Origin of the sequence: Brevundimonas sp., from assembly GCF_044239655.1 — a bacterium.
GTDB lineage: Bacteria > Pseudomonadota > Alphaproteobacteria > Caulobacterales > Caulobacteraceae > Brevundimonas.
Genome location: NZ_JBIIAY010000047.1, coordinates 1 through 23,354, shown reverse-complemented (window position 1 = coordinate 23,354; position 23,354 = coordinate 1). Strand labels below are relative to the sequence as shown.

25 protein-coding genes and 1 tRNA gene are annotated in these 23,354 nt (G+C 67.9%); 19 read left to right on the top strand and 7 right to left on the bottom strand.

Going from position 1 to position 23,354, the window contains the following annotated elements; genetic code table 11:
• The coding region (locus ACILQR_RS08235; RefSeq protein ID WP_395650972.1) for a toprim domain-containing protein at positions 1–1,287 on the top strand (1,287 nt) is incomplete at its 5' end.
• Here ACILQR_RS08235 and ACILQR_RS08230 read toward each other — a convergent pair.
• Positions 1,284–1,805: a hypothetical protein gene (locus ACILQR_RS08230; RefSeq protein WP_395650971.1), complete on the bottom strand. Its 522-nt coding sequence runs from the start codon at positions 1,803–1,805 to the stop codon at positions 1,284–1,286. The two genes, ACILQR_RS08235 and ACILQR_RS08230, sit on opposite strands and share 4 nt — an antisense overlap.
• Positions 1,806–1,921: 116 nt before the next feature.
• Here ACILQR_RS08230 and ACILQR_RS08225 point away from each other — a divergent pair, with 116 nt between their 5' ends.
• Positions 1,922–2,131 (top strand): hypothetical protein, encoded by a 210-nt coding sequence (locus ACILQR_RS08225; RefSeq protein WP_395650970.1) that lies wholly within the window; start codon positions 1,922–1,924, stop codon positions 2,129–2,131.
• Between the two features lie 10 nt (positions 2,132–2,141).
• On the opposite strand, the gene ACILQR_RS08220 is transcribed toward ACILQR_RS08225, so the two are convergent.
• Positions 2,142–2,999 (bottom strand): glutamate racemase, encoded by an 858-nt coding sequence (locus ACILQR_RS08220; protein ID WP_395650969.1) that lies wholly within the window; start codon positions 2,997–2,999, stop codon positions 2,142–2,144.
• Positions 3,000–3,204: 205 nt separating this feature from the next.
• On the opposite strand from ACILQR_RS08220, the gene ACILQR_RS08215 reads away from it, so the two are divergent.
• Positions 3,205–3,279 (top strand) — tRNA-Val (locus ACILQR_RS08215).
• 51 nt (positions 3,280–3,330) lie between these two features.
• Here the strand turns inward: ACILQR_RS08215 and ACILQR_RS08210 are convergent.
• On the bottom strand, positions 3,331–3,942 hold the full coding sequence (locus ACILQR_RS08210) for a DUF6655 family protein (RefSeq protein ID WP_395650973.1): 612 nt from the start codon (positions 3,940–3,942) through the stop codon (positions 3,331–3,333).
• Positions 3,943–3,947: 5 nt separating this feature from the next.
• Positions 3,948–4,388, bottom strand: coding sequence for a VOC family protein (locus ACILQR_RS08205; RefSeq protein ID WP_395650968.1), 441 nt, complete (start codon positions 4,386–4,388; stop codon positions 3,948–3,950).
• Between the two features lie 207 nt (positions 4,389–4,595).
• On the opposite strand from ACILQR_RS08205, the gene ACILQR_RS08200 reads away from it, so the two are divergent.
• Entirely contained in the window at positions 4,596–6,584 is a 1,989-nt protein-coding gene (locus ACILQR_RS08200; protein WP_395650967.1) for a hypothetical protein, read from the top strand.
• Here the strand turns inward: ACILQR_RS08200 and nth are convergent, their stop codons facing one another.
• Together nth and ACILQR_RS08190 are read right to left on the bottom strand one after the other, a co-directional pair.
• Complete coding sequence (gene nth / locus ACILQR_RS08195; RefSeq protein ID WP_395650966.1) at positions 6,585–7,343, bottom strand: endonuclease III; 759 nt, start codon at positions 7,341–7,343, stop codon at positions 6,585–6,587. It lies immediately after the preceding gene.
• A complete protein-coding gene (locus ACILQR_RS08190; RefSeq protein ID WP_395650965.1) occupies positions 7,340–8,665 on the bottom strand; it encodes a flavin monoamine oxidase family protein in 1,326 nt (441 codons plus the stop codon). Before ACILQR_RS08190 ends, nth begins: the two co-directional genes overlap by 4 nt.
• Positions 8,666–8,800: 135 nt before the next feature.
• On the opposite strand from ACILQR_RS08190, the gene ACILQR_RS08185 reads away from it, so the two are divergent.
• The 5 genes from ACILQR_RS08185 to ACILQR_RS08165 all read left to right on the top strand — a co-directional run bounded on the left by ACILQR_RS08185 (position 8,801) and on the right by ACILQR_RS08165 (position 13,560).
• Positions 8,801–9,916 (top strand): HlyD family secretion protein, encoded by a 1,116-nt coding sequence (locus ACILQR_RS08185; RefSeq protein ID WP_395650964.1) that lies wholly within the window; start codon positions 8,801–8,803, stop codon positions 9,914–9,916.
• Positions 9,913–11,520 (top strand): DHA2 family efflux MFS transporter permease subunit, encoded by a 1,608-nt coding sequence (locus tag ACILQR_RS08180; RefSeq protein WP_395650963.1) that lies wholly within the window; start codon positions 9,913–9,915, stop codon positions 11,518–11,520. The genes ACILQR_RS08185 and ACILQR_RS08180 overlap by 4 nt, the downstream gene beginning before the upstream one ends.
• A gap of 51 nt (positions 11,521–11,571) precedes the next feature.
• A complete protein-coding gene (locus ACILQR_RS08175) occupies positions 11,572–12,165 on the top strand; it encodes a TetR/AcrR family transcriptional regulator (RefSeq protein ID WP_395650962.1) in 594 nt (197 codons plus the stop codon).
• Positions 12,166–12,252: 87 nt separating this feature from the next.
• Positions 12,253–13,023 carry a creatininase family protein gene (locus ACILQR_RS08170; protein ID WP_395650961.1) on the top strand — a complete coding sequence of 257 codons (771 nt, stop codon included), beginning with the start codon at positions 12,253–12,255 and terminating at the stop codon, positions 13,021–13,023.
• Between the two features lie 24 nt (positions 13,024–13,047).
• Positions 13,048–13,560, top strand: coding sequence for a phasin family protein (locus ACILQR_RS08165; protein WP_395650960.1), 513 nt, complete (start codon positions 13,048–13,050; stop codon positions 13,558–13,560).
• Between the two features lie 32 nt (positions 13,561–13,592).
• On the opposite strand, the gene purH is transcribed toward ACILQR_RS08165, so the two are convergent.
• A complete protein-coding gene (purH, locus tag ACILQR_RS08160; RefSeq protein WP_395650959.1) occupies positions 13,593–15,197 on the bottom strand; it encodes a bifunctional phosphoribosylaminoimidazolecarboxamide formyltransferase/IMP cyclohydrolase in 1,605 nt (534 codons plus the stop codon).
• A 120-nt stretch (positions 15,198–15,317) separates the two neighbouring features.
• Between purH and ACILQR_RS08155 the strand changes: the two genes are divergently transcribed.
• The 10 genes from ACILQR_RS08155 (at position 15,318) to ACILQR_RS08110 (ending at position 23,299) form a co-directional block, all read left to right on the top strand.
• Positions 15,318–15,872, top strand: a complete 555-nt coding sequence (locus ACILQR_RS08155) for a NifU family protein (RefSeq protein WP_395650958.1) — start codon at positions 15,318–15,320, stop codon at positions 15,870–15,872.
• A 7-nt stretch (positions 15,873–15,879) separates the two neighbouring features.
• Positions 15,880–16,611: a tRNA (adenosine(37)-N6)-threonylcarbamoyltransferase complex dimerization subunit type 1 TsaB gene (gene tsaB, locus ACILQR_RS08150; RefSeq protein ID WP_395650957.1), complete on the top strand. Its 732-nt coding sequence runs from the start codon at positions 15,880–15,882 to the stop codon at positions 16,609–16,611.
• Positions 16,608–17,102 (top strand): GNAT family N-acetyltransferase, encoded by a 495-nt coding sequence (locus ACILQR_RS08145; protein ID WP_395650956.1) that lies wholly within the window; start codon positions 16,608–16,610, stop codon positions 17,100–17,102. The genes tsaB and ACILQR_RS08145 overlap by 4 nt, the downstream gene beginning before the upstream one ends.
• A 5-nt stretch (positions 17,103–17,107) precedes the next feature.
• Positions 17,108–17,587: a Fur family transcriptional regulator gene (locus ACILQR_RS08140; protein ID WP_395650955.1), complete on the top strand. Its 480-nt coding sequence runs from the start codon at positions 17,108–17,110 to the stop codon at positions 17,585–17,587.
• Positions 17,588–17,648: 61 nt separating this feature from the next.
• Entirely contained in the window at positions 17,649–19,130 is a 1,482-nt protein-coding gene (gene miaB, locus ACILQR_RS08135; RefSeq protein WP_395650954.1) for a tRNA (N6-isopentenyl adenosine(37)-C2)-methylthiotransferase MiaB, read from the top strand.
• A gap of 1 nt (position 19,131) precedes the next feature.
• Positions 19,132–20,181 carry a PhoH family protein gene (locus ACILQR_RS08130; protein ID WP_395650953.1) on the top strand — a complete coding sequence of 350 codons (1,050 nt, stop codon included), beginning with the start codon at positions 19,132–19,134 and terminating at the stop codon, positions 20,179–20,181.
• A gap of 11 nt (positions 20,182–20,192) precedes the next feature.
• Positions 20,193–20,669: an rRNA maturation RNase YbeY gene (gene ybeY, locus ACILQR_RS08125; RefSeq protein ID WP_395650952.1), complete on the top strand. Its 477-nt coding sequence runs from the start codon at positions 20,193–20,195 to the stop codon at positions 20,667–20,669.
• On the top strand, positions 20,659–22,305 hold the full coding sequence (gene lnt / locus ACILQR_RS08120; RefSeq protein ID WP_395650951.1) for an apolipoprotein N-acyltransferase: 1,647 nt from the start codon (positions 20,659–20,661) through the stop codon (positions 22,303–22,305). Before ybeY ends, lnt begins: the two co-directional genes overlap by 11 nt.
• On the top strand, positions 22,302–22,745 hold the full coding sequence (locus ACILQR_RS08115) for a helix-turn-helix domain-containing protein (protein ID WP_395650950.1): 444 nt from the start codon (positions 22,302–22,304) through the stop codon (positions 22,743–22,745). The genes lnt and ACILQR_RS08115 overlap by 4 nt, the downstream gene beginning before the upstream one ends.
• A 137-nt stretch (positions 22,746–22,882) precedes the next feature.
• A complete protein-coding gene (locus tag ACILQR_RS08110; RefSeq protein ID WP_271146149.1) occupies positions 22,883–23,299 on the top strand; it encodes a helix-turn-helix domain-containing protein in 417 nt (138 codons plus the stop codon).
• The last annotated feature ends 55 nt before the right edge of the window (positions 23,300–23,354 follow it).

Sequence of the window (23,354 nt, the reverse complement as noted above, 5' to 3'; positions counted from 1 at the left end):
GTCGAGGCCAAACAGGTCGTCGCCAAGATCATCGAGGCGGCCTCTGCGCGTGAAGCGGCCCGCAAGGCCCGCGACCTGACGCGGCGCAAGTCGGCGCTGGACATCAGCTCCCTGCCCGGCAAGCTCGCCGACTGCCAGGAGCGCGACCCGGCCAAGTCCGAACTGTTCATCGTCGAGGGCGATTCCGCCGGTGGCTCGGCCAAGCAGGCCCGCAACCGCGAGAACCAGGCCGTCCTGCCCCTGCGCGGCAAGATCCTGAACGTCGAGCGGGCCCGGTTCGACCGGATGCTGTCGTCGGAACTGATCGGGACGCTGATCCTGGCGCTCGGCACCGGCATCGGCCGCGACGACTTCAACGCCGACAAGCTGCGCTACCACAAGATCATCCTGATGGCCGACGCCGACGTCGACGGCGCCCACATCCGGACCCTGCTGCTGACCTTCTTCTATCGCCAGATGCCGGAGTTGATCGAGCGCGGCCACATCTACATCGCCCAGCCGCCGCTCTATAAGGTGTCGAAGGGCAAGAGCTTCCGCTACCTGAAGGACCAGTCCGAAATGGACTCCTACCTGATCGAGGAGGGGTCGTCGGAGGCGTCGCTGGACCTGCCCAACGGCGAGCGCCGCAGTGGCCAGGACCTCCAGGCCCTGGTCCGCGAGGCCAAGGCGTTCAAGGCCCTGGCCGACCGCCTGTCGCAGCGCGCGCCCCTGTTCGCCATCGAGCAGTCGGCCCTGGCCGGCCTGTTCGCCGAAGAGGGCGACCATGCGGTGTCGGCAGCGGCCTCGGCGACCCGCCTGGACCTCTATGCCGAGGAGGGCGACGGCTCCTGGTCGGGCTTCCCCGGCGAACAGGGGGCCGTGGTCTTCGGCCGCACGCGCCGCGCCGTGAAGGAGAGCGTGGTGCTGGAAGAGGCCCTGATCCGCTCGCTGGACGCGCGTCGTCTGGCCGAGCGCGCCCTGGCCTTCGAAGGGGTGTTCGACACCCCCGCCGTCTATCGCCGCAAGGACAAGTCCACGACCATCCGAGGGCCGATCGACCTGCTGAACGCCGTGCTGGACGCCGGCAAGAAGGGCCTGGCCATCCAGCGCTACAAGGGTCTGGGCGAGATGAACCCCGAACAGCTGTGGGAGACGACGCTGGACGCCAATGCCCGCACCCTGTTGCAGGTCAAGGTCGATCACGCCGACGACGCCGACGACCTGTTCGCCAAGCTGATGGGCGACGTCGTCGAGCCCCGCCGCGAGTTCATCCAGGCCAACGCCCTGGACGCGGCGGTGGACGTCTAGGGGGCCTCGCCGGTCTCGACGTAGCGGGCCCAGCGGCTGAACTGGTCACTCATGACCCCGTCTACGGGTCCGGCGAAGGCCCCCAGTCCGGGCCCCTCTACCGTGAAGGTCATGGCCAACGTCAGGCCCCGACCCTCGGTCGCCCAGGTCAGGCCCAGCACGGCCCTGGTCGCCTTGCCCTTGAGCGGCCCCAGTGGCGCGTCCAGCAGGACACCGGTCGCAGCGTTCGCCTGCGTCACCCGGCCGTGCTCGAAGATCGTGCCGTCGGCCAGAGCCTCGCAGAAGCATGCCCCGACCTCAAGCGGCAAGGTCATGTTGGTCGCCGCGCCCGAATAGGTGTGGGCCCCGTTCCACCAGCGGCCGACCTCGCCCACGGCGGTCCAGGCGTCATCAGGCGTCGTCTCCAGGGTGACCTCCCGGCGCAGCACGAAGCCGTCGGAGGTTCGCGACACGACCTCGGCCGTCGCGCCGGTCGCCATCAGCATGACCGCCAGTGCGGCCGACAGGGTGCGGATCATGGGTGGTCTCCCTCGCCGTTCATGACGCCGGAACCGCAACGCTGCGTCAAGCGCTTGCATCGCGAACGACGACGGTGCTGAGGTCGCTCTCACCGTCCGTCTGCGCAGGAGCCCTCATGCCCGTTATCGACCATCCCGAAGGCGAAGGCGTCTGGACCCTGCTTCAGGGGCATGTCCACCACGCCATGTGGCAGCAGGACGAGACCGATGCGGCCGGCAGCGTCATCAGCCGGTTCTGGATCGTCAACCCGCCCGAGGAACTGGTCTACGAGACCTTCGACGAAGCCGAGGCCATGTTCGAGACCCTGGCTCAGGACCAGGACTGACCCGGCCTTCCTAGATCGCCTCGAAGGCCAGCGGCGCACCCCAGAACTGGTTGACCATGTCCGACTGCGGCCCGGCCGTGCCGCTGGTCAGGAAGGACCGCCGCGCGGATGTCCCAAGGTCATACTCGGGATGACGGGCGAAATAGCGCTCCAGCGCATCGGCCACGGCCGTCGGCTGGTGGATCAGGGGCGTGCCGGGCGGAAGCGCCCCTGCGAACAGGTCCGCCACGATCTCATAGTGGGTGCAGCCCAGGATGGCCGTGTCGGGATGGCGACCGATCCGACGTCGAAGGGCATCGACATGCTCGTCCACGACAACCTTCAGCTCCTCGGTCGTGGCACCCAGCTCGATCAGTCCGGCCAGACCGGGGCAGGGCTCGGAGAAAACCGCCAGGTCCTCGCGCCGCTTGTCGATCTCGATCTCGTAGACCCGGCTGATGGCCGTGGCCGCCGTCGAGAAGACGCCCGTGATGTCGATGGCCTCGACCTTGTCGTCGCGTGCGGTCAGGTCGGCCTCATAGGTCCAGGGCAGGCCGGTCGCCGCCTCGATCGTCGGCACGATGATGCCCAGCACATTGACCGGCCGGCCATAGCGGGCCGCCTGCGACGGAATCCAGGTCTGCTGCAGCCGGCGCAGGGCCACGGCCGACGCCGTATTGCAGGCAAGCACGACGAGGCTGGCCCCCGCATCGAACAGGGTCTCGCACCCGGCGCGCGTCAGGTCGACGATCTGCTCGCCGGTCTTGCCCCCGATCGGCGCATTGGCCTGGTCGGCGAAGTAGATGAAGTCCCGATCGGGGAACCGGTTGACCAGTTCGCGGTGGACCGTCAGCCCGCCGACACCGGAATCGAAGACACCTATCGCCATGCTCGCGCCTTTAGCCGCAGGCGGCCCGGCCGTCCATGACAATGAAAACGGCTCCGCTAACGGCTGCGCTTCAGCGCCGTCGGGTTGGTACCCATACGGGGGAATCAGTTGCGCAAAGGGCCTTGCGATCCGATGGGCCGGTGGGCTATAGACCGCTCCTTCCCGTTCCGGACCCCGCTCGCGGTCAGCCCGGAACCGTCTTGGCGGATGCGTAGCTCAGCGGGAGAGCACCTCGTTGACATCGAGGGGGTCACAGGTTCAATCCCTGTCGCGTCCACCATTCCTTCCCTAAAGCATCATGGCCGTCCGGCCTCGTCTGGCCCCGTAGGGGTCAGAACTGACGCCAGCTGTCGCCGGGGTCGCGTTCGCCGGGGTCGACGGACTGCTGGCCCCAGGCGATGACCATCAGCACCTTGTGGCTGCGGATGCGGAACTGACCGATCATGGGGGCGACGGCACCCAGAGGAGCGCCCGTCCTGGCGTCATAGACGAAGCCCGTGAACTCGGCGACGCCGACCCGGTCTCGGCGGCTGTAAAGCGACAGTTCGGGCAGGGAGACCACGTTGAATGTCTCGTTGATCGGCACCGCCAGCGGCGGCAGGCCGACGACACGCCGCATCTGTTCCAGCGACAGGGCCCCGGCGCGCATCTCGAACACCACCTCTGCCGTCTCGCGCTTCTCGGCCAGGGCATAGCCGGCTTCCGACAGGGCCTGGCGAACCGCGCTGACCGCATAGGGCGCGTTCTCGGAACGGAAGTAGGCGTCGTCGACGAAGACCGACTTGCCGCGCGGCACCGGCAGGGTCAGCCCCTCGACCGCCCGGTCGGCGGCGCGGGCGATCAGCAGTTGCTCCGTCGCCGTTCGGCCCGGGTTGCTTTCGCTCGTGGAGGCGCAGGCGGTGGCGAGGCCGGCCAGTGCCAGGACCGCGCCTCTCAAGACCATCCCCATCACCACGCGCCCGTGTTGGGCATGGAAATCCAGGGCTCGACCGGTTCCAGCGCCTCGCCCTCCTGAAGGAGTTCAATCGAGATGCCGTCGGGGGAACGGACGAAGGCCATGTGCCCGTCGCGGGGTGGGCGGTTGATGACCACGCCCCCGTCCATCAGCCGTTGGCAGGCCGCATGGATGTCATCGACCTTGTAGGCCAGATGGCCGAAATTGCGGCCACCGGAATAGGTCTCCGGATCCCAGTTGTACGTCAGCTCGACCTCGGGCGACCGTTCGGCCTCGGTACGCGGCACATCGGCGTCGGCGGCCAGGAAGACCAGGGTGAATCGGCCCTTTTCGTTGTCGATCCGGCGCGTCTCGACCAGACCCAGCAGGTCGCGCCAGAAATGCAGGGCGGCGTCCAGGTCGGCCACCCGGACCATGGTGTGAAGGTATCGCATGTCTGTCCCCCGGTTTCCGCACGGTGTCCTTGCGCCGTCATAGTCCGAAATCTGCGCTTTCTAAAGCGTCCGGCTTGGGCGTATTCATAACGCAGTTCAACGCTTTCGCCGCCTCGCGCGGACAGGCCGAGATCGTCGGTCAGGGGGGCCGACGGACATCACGACGTCGCGCGGGGGAATGCGCGGCGGGGGACAATCAGACACACCATGGGATCACTGACTCGTGCGAACGCGGCTCGCGCCGCGTCCAAGGGCGCGGCCGCGCCGAAACCGAAGACCATCAAGAGCCAGCAGATCGGCGAGGCCAGCCTGGCCGAAAAGCTCAAGTACGAGTTCGACAAGTCGATGGCCGCCGGGCCGATCGCCCTGGTCGGCTGGCTGTCGCTGGTGACCTTCATCGTCATCCTGTTCGCCGCGACCATGCTGGCCCTGACCCGTCTGGGCCCTGATGGCGGCTTCAACTTCTTCGAGGCGGCCTGGCAGTCGCTGATGCGGACGATGGACGCCGGCACCATGGGAGGCGACTCGGGCTGGCCGTTCCGCTTCCTGACGCTGTTCGTTACCCTGATGGGGATCCTGGTCTTCTCGGCCCTGATCTCGATCATCTCGGCGGGCCTGGATTCGGCGCTGGAGGCCCTGCGCAAGGGGCGGTCGCGGGTGCTGGAGGCGGATCACACGGTGATCCTGAACTGGTCGCCTTCGATCTTCGACATAATTTCCGAGCTGGTCGTCGCCAACGAGAGTCGCAAGAAGCCGCGCATCGTCATCATGGCCAACAAGGACAAGGTCGAGATGGAGGACGAGATCGCCGACAAGGTGCCGGAGCTCAAGAACACCCGCATCATCTGCCGCTCCGGCGACCCGACCGACCTGTTCGACCTGTCGCTGATCAATGCCCAGACCTGCCGCTCGATCATCGTGGTCTCGCCCGAGGGTGCCGAGGATCCCGACAGCCAGGTCATCAAGACCGTCCTGGCCCTGACCAATGACCCGAAGCGCCGCGACGAACGCTACCGGATCGCCGCCGAGCTGCGGGATGCAAAGAATGCGGAGGTCGCCCGCATCGTCGGCGGCGACGAGGTCCAGCTGGTGCTGGCCGACGATCTGATCGCGCGCATCGTCGTCCAGTCCAGCCGGCAGGCCGGGCTTAGCGCCGTCTATTCCGAACTGCTCGATTTCGATGGCTGCGAGATCTACACGACCGAGCTCGAGGACCTCGTGGGCGTCAGATACGGCGATGCGGTCATGGGCTATGAGGATTCGGCCCTGATCGGCCTGCGCTATCCGGACGGTCGGGTGAAGATGAACCCGCCGATGGACGAGATCATCGTCGCGGGAACACGCGCCATCATCATCGCCGAGGACGACGAGGCCATCAAACTGACCCCCATGCCCGACGACGCCGTCGAGCCCACGGCGATCAGGAAGCGCAAGGCCGTGCGCCGCACCGCCGAACGGACCCTGATCATCGGCTGGAACCGTCGCGGGCCGATGATTGCCCATGAGCTGTCGAAATACGTGAAGCCCGGCTCCGTGCTTACCGTCGCCGGCGACATCCCCGATTTCGAGGCCGAGATCCTGTCGATGCCGATGGGGTCGAAGAACATGAAGGTCGAGGCCCGCCGGATCGACACCAGCCACGCCGCCTCGCTGGAGGCGCTGGACCCCCTGTCCTACGACTCGGTCATGGTGCTGGGCTATTCGGATCACATGGAGGCCCAGTCCGCCGATACCCGGACGCTGATCACCCTGCTGCATCTCAGGAAGCTGTCCGAACGGCTCGGCGAGCACATCAGCGTGGTGTCGGAGATGATCGATATCCGCAACCGCGAGCTGGCCGAGGTGACCCGCGCCGACGATTTCGTGGTGTCCAACAAGCTGGTCAGCCTGATGCTGGCCCAGGCGTCGGAGAACGAATACCTGTCGTCGATCTTCGACGACCTGCTGGATGAGGACGGGTCGGAAATCTACATGCGGCCGGTCGGCGACTATGTGGACCTGGCCCTGCCGCTGAGCTTCTACACCATCGCGGAGGCGGCCCGTCAGCGGGGCGAGACGGCGATCGGCTATCGGCGAAAGCGCACAGACGGCGATGACGACGGCCGCAACATGGGCGGAGTCGTGGTCAATCCTTCCAAGTCCGAGGTGCTGGAGTATCTGCCCGAGGACCGGGTGATCGTTCTGGCCGAGGACTGATCAGGCCTTCGCCTCTCCCGCCGCCATCAGCCCGGCGCGGGAGGGGCACAGGTCGGAAATCAGGCAGCCGCCGCAGTTCGGCTTTCGCGCCGTACAGGTGTAGCGGCCGTGCAGGATCAGCCAGTGGTGGGCCTTGGGCAGGAAGGCCTCGGGCACGACCTTGAACAGCTGGGCCTCGACCTTGTCGGGCGTGGCGGCATTGGCCAGACCCAGCCGGTGCGAGACGCGAAAGACGTGGGTGTCCACGGCGATGGCGGCTTCGATGCCCAGTTCGTTCAGGACGACACTGGCGGTCTTGCGCCCCACGCCGGGCAGGGCCTGCAGAGCGTCGCGGGTCAGGGGTACCTCGCCGCCGTACTGATCCATGACGATGCGGCTGAGGGCGATGACGTTGCGGGCCTTGCCGCGATACAGGCCGATCGAGGCGATGAAGGGGATCAGGCCCTCTTCGCCCAGGGCCAGCATCCTGGCCGGCGTGTCGGCGACGGCGAACAGCCGGTCGGTGGCCTTGTTGACCGAGACGTCCGTCGCCTGGGCCGACAGGGCGACGGCGACGACGAGCGTATAGGGACTATGGAAGGTCAGCTCGGTTCGGGGTTCCGGCATGACGCGGGCCAGCCGCTCGAATATCTGATCCACACGGTCCTCGTCCGGCGGCCAGCCCCAGGTCGGAATGACCGCACCGGTCATGACGGCGGGGCGTTTCGCCGGCGCAGGCGCCACTTTCCGGCCGCTCGGTGCGGGCTTCGGCGGCTTCATGCCTCGTCGTATCCGCCGGTCTCGCGCGGGTCGATGCCGAGCGAGACCAGGGCCTCGACGGCGGCGCGCGTCCCTTCCTCCCAGGCCCCGTGGGCGGTGCCGTAGAAGGCTTCGGCGGTGGCCTCGCCGGCGATGAAGATGCGGTCCTCGACCGGTTGCTTGAGCCTGCGGCGAGCGTCGGCCTGCCCCGGAAGGCAGTGGGAATAGGCACCGCGCGACCAGGTCTCAGCGCCCCACATCGAGGTGGCTATAGGCGTGAGGCGGCGGCGGAAGCTGGAGCCCAGCAGGTTCGACAGTTCGGTCGCGGCGAAGTCGAAGAAGGCGGCCTCGCCTTCGTCCTCCAGCCCCCAGGCCAGGTCGCCGCCGAAATAGCCCTCGATCATCGGACGGCCGAACGGTCTCAGGTGATAGCCGCCGGTCTGGGCCGTGTCGGTGCGTCCCCAGAGCTGGCTATCGGCGGGAAAATCCTCCGGGGTCTCGACCGTCATATGCAGTTTGGACGCCAGACCCAGGGGTGCGCCGAGCGCCGACTCGATCAGGGCCGGGACGGGCGGATCGATGCGGATCGTCTCAGCCCCGATCAGGCTGGTGGGCACGGTCAGGATCACGGCGCGGGCCAGCACGGTGCCGCGCGGTGTCTCGATGCGGAGCGGCGCGGTCGAGCGGTCGATGCGGGTGACGGGGCAATCCAGCACGACCGGGGCGTCGCGGCCGAGCGCGGCGACCAGCCGGCCATAACCCTCGCGGACCCGCCAGTTGACGCCGGTGTCGCGGTAGGCGTCGTAGTCCAGGGTCGAGACCTCGGCAAACCTGGCGCCGTTCAGAGCCCCCGAGACGGCGTCCATCCGGGCGTTCCAGCGGGCCTCGTCGCTGTCGGGGGATGCGAACTGGTCGGACGCCGGGCCGTCCTCGCCCTTCGATGCGGCGGCTGAAACGCGCTCGTCAAAGGCCTCGAACGCCGCCCCGAAGGCCGCCTGTTCGGCCGGTGTCAGACCCAGGTTGAAGGCCTGTCGCCTCCATGGTGGTGGCGTCTCGTCGATCGTGAAGCCGGCGTCTCGGCCCAGCTCCGCGAGCAGGTTCTCGTCGGCCGAATGGAGCCAGCCGCAGCCGAGGTCCAGCGCCATGACCTCGCTGCCGCCGCGGTGCCGGGTCTGGCGATGGTCGATCGTATGAGCCCGCCCACCGATCCGGTCGCGCGCCTCCAGAACCACGACCGAAAGCCCGGTCCCGGCCAGTCGTCGCGCCGCGCCGAGGCCGGCGGCACCCGCGCCGACCACCACGACGTCGGCGTTGAATGGCAGGGGCGTGAAGGAGGCGGTCACGGGGCTGGAATAGCCGGAAACACGACGTGTTCACGAGTCTTCTTCGGGGCGGATTGATTTTTAGACGATCGGGTCTATTTTTGCGACCGTCCTTTCCAGGGCCGCTTCGCGCGTCCTGTCTGATCGAGTTGTCCCATGGCCGTCTCCCCCGCCCTCAAGAAGCGCCTGCCCCTGATCGCGGCGGGCGTGATCGTCATCATCCTGATCATCGGGGGGGTCTTCTGGTGGCAAGGCAAGCAGCGGTGGGAGGCGACCGACAACGCCTTCGTCCAGGCCGACACCACCATCGTCAGCCCCCAGATCAACGGCTATGTCACCGAGGTCCTGGTCAGCGACAACCAGCGGGTCGAGCCCGGCCAGATCCTCGTCCGACTGGACGATTCCGACGCCCGCGCCCAGCTGGCCCAGGCCGAGGCCAACCTGGCCGCCCTGTTGTCCGCCGTAGACAACGTCGATGCTCGCGCCGCCCAGGAACAGGCCCTGATCGCCTCGCGCGCCGCCGGCGTGACCCAAGCCCAGGCCCAGGCCGGTCTGGCCCGCGCCCAGGTCGATCGCTACGGCAAGCTGGCTGAACAGGGCTGGGTTTCGCAGCAGCGCATCCAGACCGAACAGGCCGGCGCCACCTCGGCCGCTGCCACCGTGGCCCAGGCCCAGGCGGCCCTTGTCGCCGAACAGCGCACCGCCGCCGTGCTCGGCTCGACGCGGCAACAGTCGCTCGCCGCCGTCGAACAGGCCCGCGCCCAGGTCGAGGTCGCCCGCACCAATCTGGACCGCACCGTCATCCGCGCCGCCACGGCAGGGGTGGTCGGCGCGCGCGGCGTGCGTCCCGGCCAGTATGTCCGCACCGGCGGCCAGCTGCTGTCGATCGTACCCCTGGGTGACGTCTATGTGGTCGCAAACTTCAAGGAGACCCAGCTGGACCGCCTGCGTCTGGGCCAGACGGTCGAGATCGGTGCCGATGCCTTTCCCGACCAGCACATCACCGGCCGTATCGACAGCTTCGCCCCGGCGACGGGATCCGAATTCGCCCTGATCCCGGTCGAGAACGCCACTGGCAACTTCACCAAGATCACCCAGCGGGTGCCGGTCCGTATCGTCGTCGATCGCGCGGCGGGCGGAGCGGCCCTGCGGCCCGGGCTGTCGGTCGAGGTCAAGGTCGATCTCAAGAGCCCGGGCGGTGCCTCCTTCGCCGAGGCCGCCCTGGGCCAGACCCGCCTGGCTGACGCGAATCCGTCGGACGCACGCCAGTGACAGCCGCCGCGCCCCCTTTGGGTGGGGCGGCACCGACCGATGCCGTCGGCGCGCCGCCGGCCCCGCCTGCCATCAACTGGACCGTCCTGATCCTGGGCTTCGCCGGGATGGTGATCGGCCAGTTCATGGCCATCCTGGACATCCAGATCGTCGCCTCGTCCCTGCCTCAGATCCAGTCCGGCGTCGGCGCGTCGGCCGACCAGATCAGCTGGATCCAGACCGCCTATCTGATCCCCGAGGTCGTGATGATCCCGCTGTCGGGATATCTGTCGCGCCTGTGGGGCACCCAGAAAGTGTTCCTGATGAGCTGCGCCGGCTTCGTCATCATGAGCGTCGCCGTCGGCCTGTCGACCTCGGTCGAGGTGATGATCGTCTTTCGCGCCATTCAGGGGTTCGTCGGCGGGGCCATGATCCCGACCGTTTTCGCCGTGGCTTTCACGGCGTTTCCACCCTCCAAGCGGGTCACCGCGAGCGTCTTCATCGGCCTGATCGTGACGCTGGCACCCACCATCGGACCGACGCTGGGCGGGCATCTGACCGAGGCGCTGAGCTGGCACTGGCTGTTCTTCATCAATGTGCCTTTCGGCCTGCTGTCCTTCTTCCTGGTGTGGCGCTGGGGAAATTTCGACAAGGGTGATCCGAGTCTTTCTAAGGGCTTCGACTGGTGGGGTCTGGGCCTGATGGCCACCTTCCTGATGAGCCTGCAATTCGTGCTGGAGGAAGGCTCCAAGAACGACTGGTTCGCCGACGACCTGATCCTGCTGCTGGCGACGGTGGCGGCCATCACCGGGCCGGCCTTCGTGTGGCGCTCGCTGGCCTACTGGAACCCGGTCGTGGAGCTGAGAGCGTTCAACAACAGGAATTTCCTCGTCGGCATCGTCATGACCTTCATCGTGGGCGCGGCGCTGTTCGGCGGCAGCTTCCTGTTGCCGCTGTTCCTGTCGCGGGTGCGCGACTATTCGCCCGCCGAGGTCGGCACGACCCTGGTGGTCTCGGGCCTGGCGATGTTCATGACCGCTCCGATCGCCGGTCGGCTGGTGCGGATTCTGGACCTGCGGATCATGATGTTCGGCGGGTTCGTCATGGCGTCGTGGGGGATGTGGGACGCCCATGCGGTCACCGCCGACTGGGGCTTCTGGGAGTTCGCGGGGATTCAGGCTCTGCGCGGATCCGGCATCATGATGGCCATGCTGGCGGCCCAGCAGGTCACCATGTCGACCATGCCGGTCCATATGGTGAAAAACGCCTCGGGCCTGGTGAACCTGTTCCGCAACGTCGGCGGGGCCTTCGGACTGGCCTTCCTGAACACGTCGCTGACCACCAATACGGCGGCGCACATGGGCGAGATGACCAGTGCGATCCCGGTGTCGGACACCCGGATGCAGGATATGCTGGCGGCCATGGCGGAGCGGATGAGCGGCTCGATCGACCCGGACGGTGCGGCGCTGAAGGCCGTCTATGGCATGCTGAACCGCCAGGCGACGACGCTGGCGTTCGGCGACGCCTTCGCCATCCTGGCCGTGGGCTGCGCCTTCGCCGCCGTCGTGACCCTGTTTGCCCAGCCGGTGAAGCCGGGCTCGGCCCCCGTCACGGACGCTCACTGATGTGCTGTGCCTACGATCGGGGCGTGGCCCCTCACGGCTTGAGGCGCTGAGATGCCCCGCGTCGCCGGACAGATCGATCACAGAAAGCGCGAGGCGATCCTGGACGCCGCCCTGGCGCTGTTCTCCGAGCGCGGCGTCACGGTCTCGATGGAGGAGATCGCGCGCGAGGCCGGGGTGTCGAAACAGACCCTCTACAACCGCTTCGCCTCCAAGGTGGAGCTGGCCCGGGCTATCGCGGGCCGTCGCGCGGACGATATCACGGCCCCGCTGAGGACCGACGGCGCGCCGGTATCGGTCCTGACCGCCCTGGCACTCGCCCTGCTGGAAAAACTGTTCAACAAGGGACGGGGCGAGGGCCTGCGCGGGGTCGCCCTGATGTCCCCCGCCGCGCCCGACATCGCCCAGGCCATCTATGACGGCGGCCCCCGCGAATCGTTGCGCCGCCTGTCGGAATGGCTTGCGCTCCAGGACCGCAAGGGCCTGCTGGCGATCCCCGATCCCGATGCGGCGGCCGAGATGTTCACCGGCATGGTGCTGGGGCACAGCCATCTGCGCGCGATGCTGGGCGTGACCCACCCCCCGATCGCGCTTGAGGCGCGCGCCGCCGAAGCCGCCCGGCGCTTTGTCACAGCTTTCGCAGTGTGATCTTGGGCCTACCGCGCGTTCGCGCTACTTGAGGCCGTTGAACTGGCGCGTCGTGAATGATTTGACCCGCTGCCGAGTGGAGTTCCCATGCTGATCCATCTGTCGTCCTGGCCCGAGATCGACGCGCGGCTGAACGCAGGATCGCCGCTGTCGAAGACGGTGATCGTGCCGATCGGGTCCAATGAACAGCATGGGCCGACCGGCCTGCTCGGTACCGACTGGCTGTGCCCGGAAATCATCGCCCATGCCGCCGAGGCGGGCGACGACAGCCTGACCGTCGCACCGACCTTCAACATCGGCATGGCCCAGCACCATCTGGCCTTCGCCGGCACCATCTCGTACCGCCCCTCGACCTTCATGGCCGCGATCTCCGACTGGGTCGCGTCGCTCGCCCGACACGGGTTCGAGCGGATTTATTTCCTGAACGGCCACGGCGGTAATGTCGCCACCATCGAGGCGACCTTCAGCGAGATCTATGCGGCCCATTCATTCCGCGGCGAGGATGCGCCTTTCGTGCTGAAGCTGCGCAACTGGTGGGACATGCCCGGCGTCAACGGCCTGTGCAACTCGATCTTCCCGACGGGTCACGGCATGCACGCCACCCCGTCCGAGATCGCCGTGACCCAGGCCGCCTATCCCGACCGGATCAAGACCGCCGCCTATTCACCCCAGATCGCGCCGAACGGGCCGATCCGCTCGGCGCTCGACTATCGCGCCCGGTTTCCCGATGGGCGGATCGGCTCGGATCCCGGCCAGGCCTCGCCCGAGAAGGGCCAGAGGATCATCGACGCGGCCGTCCCCGCCCTGATCCGCGACGTCACCGGATTCGCCGCCGAGACATCGCCGCTTGCGCCCTGAGTGAACGGGGTTCAGGAACGAGGGATGACCGCAACCAGCCAGCTCGACCGTTTCCTGCGCGACACCCGCGCCGTGGGCAAGAACGCCTCCTCCGCGACCGCCACGGCGGTGGCCGGCGGCGAGATGATGAAGGCGGCCGGGGACGTCATCGCCGCCCGTCTGGAAATCCTGGCCGCCGGTGTCGCCGACCCCCGCAAGACCGACCTCAAGGAAATCGCCCTGATGAGCTCGGAGAAGTCCGAGGCCATGGCCGAGTCGGCGGCGTCGCTGACCCGCAACCTGGGTGCCCTGTCCGAGCGCCTGTCGCACACGGCCGCCGACGAAATGGCCCGCGCCGGCAAGGCGGCCTCGGCCATGGCCACCTCAGCCAGCCCCCAGGCCTTCGCCGCTGTCCAGTATGACTACGCCCTGGGCTGGTGGAGCCGTGCGGCCGCCCAGATGCTGACCCTCAATACCGAGATGCTGAAGGCCCAGGCTGAGGCCCTCAAGCCCATCCACCGCACCGCCGTCGCCAATGCGGCGCGCCTGAAGCGATAAACACGGCCGCTCCCCGCAGGGAGCGGGTCTTCTCAGTGCCGGAAGACCCGCACGCCGGTGAAGGCCATGGCGATTCCCTGTTCGTCGGCCGCGGCGATGACCTCGGCGTCACGCATCGAGCCGCCCGGCTGGATCACCGAGGTGGCACCGGCCGCGACGGCTTCCAGCAGACCGTCGGCGAAGGGGAAGAAGGCTTCAGACGCACAGGCGGACCCTTGCGCCAGCGAATGGGCAAGCCCCTTGGCCTCCCCGGCCTCGCGCGCCCGGATGGCAGCGATGCGGGCCGAGTCCCGGCGGTTCATCTGACCCGCCCCGATGCCCGCCGTCTGGCCGTCCTTGGCATAGACGATGGCGTTGGACTTGACGTGTTTGGCGATCGTGCAGGCGAACAGCATGTCCTCGATCTCCTGCGGCGTCGGCTGGCGGCGGGTGACGATCTTCAGGTCTGCGGCCGTGATGCGCGAGCGATCGCGCGACTGGACCAGGAAGCCGCCGGCGACGCTGCGGAATACCTCGCCGGGCCCGTGCGGGTCGGGCAGGCCGTCGGTGATCAGCAGGCGCAGGTTCTTCTTGGCGGCGAAGATAGCCTTGGCTTCATCGTCGGCACCGGGAGCGATGACGACCTCGGTGAAGATCTCTGTGATGGCGCGAGCGTCCGCCCCGTTCAGTGGCCGATTGACGGCGATCACGCCGCCGAAAGCCGAGACGGCGTCGCATTCCAGGGCGCGGGCATAGGCTTCCGACAGGTCCTTGCCCACGGCGACGCCGCAGGGGTTGGCGTGTTTGACGATGACGCAGGCGGGCGCCTCGAACTCGGCGACCAGCTCATAGGCGGCGTCGGCGTCGGCGATGTTGTTGTAGCCCAGTTCCTTGCCCTGGATCTGGGTGGCGTGGGCGACTCCCGGACGGGTTTCGCCGGTGCGATAGAAGCTGCCCGTCTGATGCGGGTTCTCGCCGTAACGCAGCGTCTGGGCGAGGCTGCCGGCGATCGATTTGCGGGCCGGTGCGGCGTCTTCCAGTTGTCCGGCGAACCAGCTCGAGACGGCGGCGTCATAGGCGGCGGTGCGAGCGAAGGCGCGGGCGGCCAGTTGTTTGCGCAGGGCCAGAGAGGTCGTGCCGTCGGCCTTCAGCGCCTCGACGATTTCGCCGATCGAGGCCGCGTCCACGGCGACGGCGACATAGCCATGGTTCTTGGAGCCCGAGCGGATCATGGCCGGGCCGCCAATGTCGATGTTCTCGATCACGGCGTCGAAACCGGCACCCGAGGCGACGGTCGATTCAAACGGGTAGAGGTCGATCCAGACGATATCGATCGGGCCGATGCCGTGTTCGTCCATGGCCGCCTTGTGGTCGGCCGCATCGCGCACGCCCAGCAGGCCGCCGTGGACCACCGGGTGCAGGGTCTTGACCCGGCCGTCCATCATCTCGGGGAAGCCGGTCAGGTCGGCGACGTCCTTCACCGGCAGGCCGAAACCGGCGATGGCGGCGCGGGTACCTCCGGTCGAAACCAGCTCGACCCCGGCCTCGTGCATGGCGCGCGCCGCATCCTCCAGCCCCGCCTTGTCCGACAGGGAAATCAGGGCGCGGACGGGTTTCACGCGGTCGGGAGCGGACGGAAAATCGGGGGCTGCGGGCATAGCGAGTCCTGGGGGGCGAATCCGGCGGGGAGGGGACGGGCGCGCCTCTAGCACTGATCGAGGTCGCGGGTCACCCCGCCCGCCCTTGCGATCCGGCTCGTGCAGGCGCATTTCCCGCCCATGTTCATCCAAACCGAACCCACGCCCAATCCGAACGTGCTCAAGTTCCTGCCGGGGCGCGACGTCGCCCCGCACGGCGCGCGAGAGTTCCTGAGCATCGACCAGGCCGCCGCCTCGCCCCTGGCCGAGGCCCTGTTCCAGCAGGAGGACGTCGCCGGCGTCTTCTTCGGCACGGACTATATCGCCGTGACCAAGGCCGGGCACGGACTCGACTGGTCGGAGATGAAGGCGCCGATCCTGGCGGCCATCATGGACCACTACACCTCCGGCGCGCCCATGCTGCGCGATGCGCCCGAGGCTTCATCGGACAGCGAGGATTCCGAGGTCGTCGCCGAGATCAAGGCCCTGCTCGACAGCCGGGTCCGCCCGGCCGTGGCCCAGGACGGTGGCGACATCCTGTTCGACGCCTTCGACGAAGAGACCGGCGTTCTGACGCTCAAGATGCGCGGCGCCTGTTCCGGCTGCCCGTCCTCGGCCATGACGCTGAAGTCCGGCGTCGAACAGATGATGCGCCACTATGTGCCCGAAGTGACCCGCGTCGAGCAGGTCCTCTAGCCCAGACATGAAGATTCTCGTCATCGACACCGCCCTGGGTGCCTGCACCGTCGGGGTGTTCGAGGACGATCGGCCGCTGGCGGTGCGGTCCGAACCGATGGTCAAGGGCCATTCCGAGCGGATCGGTGGCTTCGTACGCGACGTGGTCGCAGAGGCCGGCGAGGCGCAGGGCGGGTTCGAGGCGCTGGACCGCATCGGTGTGACGGTCGGGCCCGGCTCGTTCACCGGACTGCGCGTCGGCCTGGCGTTTGCGCAGGGGCTGGGAGCGGCGCTGGGTATTCCAGTGGTCGGGGTCTCGACGCTGGCGGCGCTGGCACGGTCGAAACCCCCTGAGCCGACAGGCTCCATGGGCGTCGCCGCCGCGATCGACGCCCGGCGCGGGCAGGTCTACCTGCAAACCTTTCACGACGGCCTTGCGGACGAGCCTGCGCAGGCCTTGAGCGTGGACGCTGCGTGCGCCCTGTTGGTGAAATCGCCAGACCGTTTCGCGTGGTCCCTGGTCGGGAGCGGCGCGCCTCTGATTGTGGACACCCTGCCGCGCCTTTGGCCGATGACCTCGACGCTGTCGCGAGAGGCAACCGGGCCGATCGCCAATCCCACGGCAGAGGCCCTCGCCGCCCTGACCCTCGCCGCCGATCCGATCGATCACCCGCCAAGCCCGCTCTACCTGCGTGCGCCGGACGCCACGCCGCCGACCCGCCTGCCCGGTCAGGCGCGACCGCCACGACAACAGACGTGACCGGGACGACGATTCCCACCAACGACGGCTCCCTGGGTCTTGCGACCCCGGCCGACGCCGACACCCTGGCCGCCGTCCACGCCGAGGCATTCGACCATCCGTGGGACGCCGTCGCCATCGCGGACCTGCTGAGCCAGGCCGGAGTGTTCGGGATCGCGGTAAAGGGCGGCTTCATCCTGTGTCGTGTCGTGCTGGACGAGGCCGAGATCCTGACCCTGGCCGTTCGGCCCGGGGCCCGTCGACAGGGCCTCGCCCGGCAATTGACCCGTGCAGCAGGCGACGCGGCGCGGAGTCTGGGCGCAGATCGGCTGTTTCTTGAGGTGGCCGAGGACAATATGGCGGCACGCGGGCTGTACGCCGACGCCGGCTACGTCGAGACCGGGCGACGGCGGGCCTATTATGAGACCGCGCAGGGACGAACCGACGCACTCATTCTCGTTCTCAACTTGTGTGGCGACGCTTCCCACGACGCCCCAGTCGCCCTATCGTGAGCTCCATGGACCGTATCGAGAAACTCTGCGCCGACCGCGGCATGCGCATGACCGAACAGCGGCGCGTGATCGCGCGCGTCCTGTCCCACGCCGAGGATCACCCGGACGTCGAGGAACTGTATCGCCGCGCTTCGTCGATCGACCCCCATATCTCAATCGCCACCGTCTATCGCACCGTCCGCCTGTTCGAGGAGGCCGGGGTCGTCGAGAAGCACGATTTCGGCGACGGCCGATCGCGCTACGAAGAGGCTGGCGAGGATCACCACGACCATCTGATCGACACCCGTACCGGCGAGGTCATCGAATTCTTTGACGCCGAGATCGAGCGTCTGAAGGACGAGATCGCCCGGCGGCTCGGCTTCGAGCTGATCGGCCACAAGCTGGAACTCTATGGCAAGGCCATAGAGGGGGCCGAGCCCGAGGCCCGCGAGGGACTGGTCTTCAAGCGCCACGCTGCCCGCGTCGATCCCGGCTCCCTGTCCTGATCGGACCGGGTCACCGCGCCCAAACGTGGCATCCGGAGCCCAAACGGATTAAGAGCCGGCCATGACCGACACTCTCGTTCCGGCCACGGAGCGCGCGGCCGACCAGGCCGCCGCTTCGCCCGAGCCCAAACGCCTGTTCATCAAGACCTACGGCTGTCAGATGAACGTCTATGATTCCGAGCGCATGGCCGACGTCCTGCGCCCGCTGGGCTATGCGACCACGGATGCGCCCGAGGGGGCCGATTTCGTCATCCTGAACACCTGCCATATCCGCGAGAAGGCGGCCGAGAAGGTCTATTCCGAGCTCGGCAAGCTGAAACTGATGAAGCAGGACAAGGCGGCATCGGGCGGGGGCAACATGACCATCGCCGTCGCCGGCTGCGTCGCCCAGGCCGAGGGCGAGGAGATGATGCGCCGCCAGCCGGCCGTCGATCTGGTCGTCGGCCCCCAGGCCTATCACCAGCTGCCCGAACTGCTGACCCGCACGGCCCGCGCGCGGGGCGAAAGGATCGGCGCCGACTTTGCGCCCAACGCCAAGTTCGACGCCATGCCGGAAGTGCGCGGCGTCAACGGCCCGACCGCCTTTCTGACGGTGCAGGAAGGCTGCGACAAGTTCTGCACCTTCTGCGTGGTGCCTTATACGCGCGGCGCGGAATGGTCGCGGCCGGCCGCCGACATCCTGGCCGAGGCGCGCGGTCTGGCGGCCCAGGGGGTGCGCGAACTGACCCTGCTGGGCCAGAACGTCAACGCCTATGACGGAGTTGGCGAAGCTAGTGAATTTGGCGAGGTTGGCGTCTGGTCCCTGGCGCAATTGACGACGGCCCTGGCGACCATCCCGGGCATCGACCGCATCCGCTATACGACCAGCCACCCCAACGACATGGCCGACGACCTGATCGCCGCCCATGCGCAGAACCCCGCGCTGATGCCCTATCTGCACCTGCCCGTGCAGTCGGGGTCGGATCGCATCCTGCGGCTGATGAACCGCAAGCACGGTCGGGCGAAATACATCGAGCTGATCGGCCGCATCCGCGAAGCGCGCCCTGACATGGCGATCTCGGGCGACTTCATCGTCGGCTTCCCCGGCGAGACCGACCGGGATTTCGAGGACACGATGGATCTGGTCCGCCAGGTCCGGTACGCCTCGGCCTTCTCCTTCATGTACTCGCCCCGGCCGGGCACGCCGGCCTCGACCATGGCCGCGCCGGTTCCGGCCGAGGTCGCGCTCAAGCGCTTGCACGCGCTCCAGGCCCTGTTGCTGGAACAGCAGGCGACGTTCAACGCCTCCCAGGCCGGGCGGACGCTGGACGTCCTGTTCGAGAGGAAGGGCCGCCACGGGCGTCAGGCGATCGGCCGCTCGCCCTATCTGCAATCGGTTCACGTCGAGGACGCGGATCATCTGATCGGCCAGATCGTTCCGGTCCATATCGCCAGTGGCGAGCAGAACAGTTTGACGGGAATGCTTTTGACCAACGATCACGCGCTCAAGCAGCAAGCGACCGCGTCGCGCGCGATTGCGCCCTCGGCCGACAGGCCGAACTAGAATGGCGAGAGAGAGTGAGTTTCTGGCGTTGGAAGACGACGCCCTGCGCGCCGTCATCGGGCCCAACAGCCGCCACGTCGCCCTGATCGAGGACGCGTTCAAGGTGCTGATCGAGGCGCCGGGCGGCGGTATCTCCATCAACGGCGGCGCGCGGGACCGGGCCAACGCCAAACAGGTGATCGAGACCCTGGCCGATCGCGCCGAGAAGCGCGCCGAGGTCAATGAGGCCGACGTCCGCGCCGCCATCGGCACGGCCCGCACCGGCGTCACCGGCGGCGGACGCCGCGTCGATCCCATGGCCCTGCCCATCGGCAAGCGCGGCGCCATCGTGCCCAAGACGGACGCCCAGGCGCGGTATCTGGACGTCCTGGCCAACCATGAACTCAGCTTCGGCGTCGGGCCGGCGGGGACGGGCAAGACGTTTCTGGCCGCCGCCTATGGTGCCTCCCTGCTGCGGCGGGGGCAGGTGGATCGGCTGGTCATCACCCGGCCGGCGGTGGAGGCGGGCGAGAAGCTGGGCTTCCTGCCCGGCGATCTGAACGAGAAGGTCGATCCCTATCTGGCCCCGATCTGGGAGGCCCTGAACGACATCCTGGGGGCCGAGGACGTCCAGCGGCGGCGCGACAAGGGCGAGATCGAGGCCGCGCCGATCGCCTTCATGCGCGGCCGCACACTCAGCCATGCCTTCGTCATCGTGGACGAGGCCCAGAACACCAGCCGGTTACAGATGAAGATGGTCCTGACCCGGCTGGGCGAGGGCGCGCGGATGGTCGTCACCGGCGACCCGTCGCAGATCGACCTGCTCAACCCCCGCGATTCCGGCCTGGCCCACGCTCTGCGTATCCTGAAGGACGTCAAGGGTGTCGGGGTGCTGGAGTTCGCGGCCCAGGACGTGGTCCGTCACGCCATGGTCGAGCGGATCGTGCGCGCCTATGACGCCGACGCGGCGCAGGGGCGGCCCAGGCCCGATCTCGAAGCCCCGGGGCGCGCCTATGACGCCGACGCGGCGCAGGGGCGGCCCAGGCCCGATCTCGAAGCCCCGGCCAGCTGACGCTCGCGGCGATGATAGAGATCGAGATCGAAGCCGACGCCTGGACCGTGGCGCTGCCGGACGCGGAAGCGGTCGTTGAGCGAGCGGCGACGGCGGGGATGGGGTCGGTCGAGGGCGGCCTGGTCGTGCTGCTGACCGACGATGCGACGGTTCGCGATCTCAACGCCCGGTTCCGGGGCAAGGACCGACCGACCAATGTGCTGTCGTTTCCGGGCGGTGACATGCCCGCTTTCCCTGACTCTGGGCCGGACCAGCCCGTGCATCTGGGCGATATCGTCCTGGCGTTCGAGACCTGCCGCGACGAAGCGGAGGCGCAGGGGAAATCCCTGGCTAACCACCTGACCCATCTGGTCGTCCACGGCGTGCTGCACGTCCTCGGGCGCGATCACGAGGAGGAAGCGGAGGCCGAGGCGATGGAGGCCGAAGAGCGCACCCTGCTTGCCAGCCTGGGCGTCGCGGACCCATACAGCCTGCCTGATGACCACTGACACGACCGCAGATCCGACGCAGATCCCGCTCGACGCGCCCGCCGAGCCGCTCGACATCGACAACGGCAGCCAGGACCGGCGACGGCGCCTGATCGTCCGCTTCGGCCGGATCGGTCTGGCCCTTCTGGCCGGTGTCTTCGCGGCCCTGGCCCATCCGCCCTTCGGCATCCTGCCCGGACTGATCGGCTATCCCCTGCTGATGCTGCTCTGTGAGCGGTCGATGACGGCGCGGGGTGCCTTCTGGATGGGGTGGCTGGCGGGCTTCAGCTATTTCTTCATCGGCTGCTGGTGGGTGGCCGAGGCCTTCCTGGTCAATCCTGCCCAAGCCTGGATGGCCCCGTTCGCGGCCAGCCTGTTGCCGGCGGGCCTGGGGCTGTTCTGGGGCGCGGCCTGCGCCCTCTATCGACGATTTGCACCGATGGGTGTGGTGCGGGTGCTGTTGTTCGCAGCCCTGTTCTGCCTGTTCGAATGGCTGAGAGGGCATGTCCTGACCGGCTTTCCCTGGAACCCGACCGGGGCGACCTGGGCGGCAGGGTCGGCGGGGTCGCAGTTCGCCTCGGTCGCCGGTGTCTATGGATTGAGCCTGGTGACGGTGGCGGCCGTGGCGGCGTTCGGGCCGCTGGCCGGGCCGGGCCGCCGCGAGGCGCGGATCGGCGCGGCCTTCATCGGGGGGTTGGTTCTGGTCGCCCTGATCGTGTTCGGGTCCGTGCGGCTGTCGAACGCGCGGCTGGCCCTGACCGACACCCTCGTCCGCATCGTCCAGGCCGATGTGGCCCAGGAGTCGAAATGGACGCCGGAGGCCTATCAGGGGATCGTCGATCGCTATGTGAATCTGACCGCGAGGCCGGCATCGGCCCTGCCCGACGTGATCGTCTGGCCCGAAGGTGCCCTTCCGGCCAGCGCCAACACGGTTTTCGCGGCCGGGGCCCCCGAAGCCGACGCCATCGCCCGCGCCGTATCTCCGGGCCAGACCCTGTTGATCGGCCTGGCGCGCGGCGAGCCAGGACCAGCCGGCGGGCCCGACCGGTATTTCAACAGCCTGTTCGCCCTGAACGACGAAGGCGGCCCGGGACTGCGGGTTTCGGGGGTATACGATAAGTACCGGCTGGTGCCGTTCGGCGAGTATCTGCCACTCGGCGGCCTGATGAATGCCCTGGGCGTCCGCAGCCTGGTCCATATGCCCGCAGATTTCAGCGCAGGCGCGAAGCCGGCACCCATCGCCCTGCCCAATGCACCGACGGTGCAGCCCCTGATCTGTTACGAGAGCCTCTATCCCGGATTCACGCCGGGCGGGGCGGGGCGGCCGCGCTGGATCGTCAATGTGTCCAATGACGCCTGGTTCGGGCGCACCTCCGGCCCGTTCCAGCACCTGAACCTGGCCAGCTATCGCGCCATCGAAACCGGCCTGCCGGTCGTGCGGGCCACACCCACGGGAGTGTCGGCGATGATCGATCCCTGGGGACGCGTCGAGCAGGATCAGCGGTTGGAGCCTGGCGAGAGCGGCGTGATCGACGCTCGCCTGCCCGAGCCCGCAATGCCCACCCTGTATGGTCGGTTCGGGGACCTGGTCTTCTGGCTGATGATCGCGGGCGGCCTGCTGGTTCCGGGGCTTGGAGCCCTAAGGAGCCGTCGATGAAGGGAAAAAGGGGGCAGGACAGCCTTGATCGGCTGAAGACCGAGCATATCGACACCACGCTGGGATCGAGGTTGCGCAGGGTGCGCGAGGCAATGAATCTGAGCCGCCGGGAAGTTGCCGCCGCTCTCGATGTGTCGGAAACCCGGATCAAGAACTACGAGGACGGCCTGCGTATCCCGGCGTCCCGGCTGTGGCAGTTCTGCGGGCGGTACGGGCTGGACGTCACGCAGTTGTTCGCCGAACTGCCCCATCATGTGGGCCCACCGACCGAAGCCCTGTCAGCCACTGGCGTGGCCGAGACGGCTGCGGCGTTCGATCATGAGGCGGACGATGTTCTCAAGGCCATCGCCGCCGCCGCCGCCGATCTCGACCCGGCGGATCGCGCACTGGCCCTGGCGGCCTTGCGCGGCATGGGCATGCGAAAACTGAGGCATCCCTGAGCGCCTGAAATCGTGATTTCCGCCTTTGCGCTTGCGTCTACCCCCCCAGCGGAGCCGTATACGAAAAGTATGATGACAACCGCGTGCGAGCGGCGCATTGAAAACGCAGCACGATATGGCTGAACGGCAGGAAGACAATGGCTAGAGGTACGGGGGAAGACGGTCCGCATCCGGTAGACCGGCACGTGGGTCGCAGGGTCTGCGAGAAACGGATCAGCCTGGGATACAATCAGAGCGACCTGGGCCGCGCGCTCGGGCTGACGTTCCAGCAGATCCAGAAATACGAGAAGGGTGCCAACCGGATCTCGGCGTCCAAGCTCTGGGACATCGCCCGCTTCTTCAAGGTCGACATCGGCTATTTCTTCCAGGGCATCGCCCAGGGACAGCCGGGCGTGGCCGAGGACGGCGCGCCCGCCTTCGACCACGACTTCCCGTCGACCCGCTACTCGATCGAGATTTCGCGCCTGGCACCCCAGCTGTCGACCCGACAGCAGAAGCTGGCGCTGGACCTCATCCGCGAGATGGCCGACCGCCCCGACGCCGAAACGGCGTAGTCTTCGGCGGTTGCTGTGAGTGCCAGTGAGTAGTGCTAGTGAGCAAGGGGTGAGT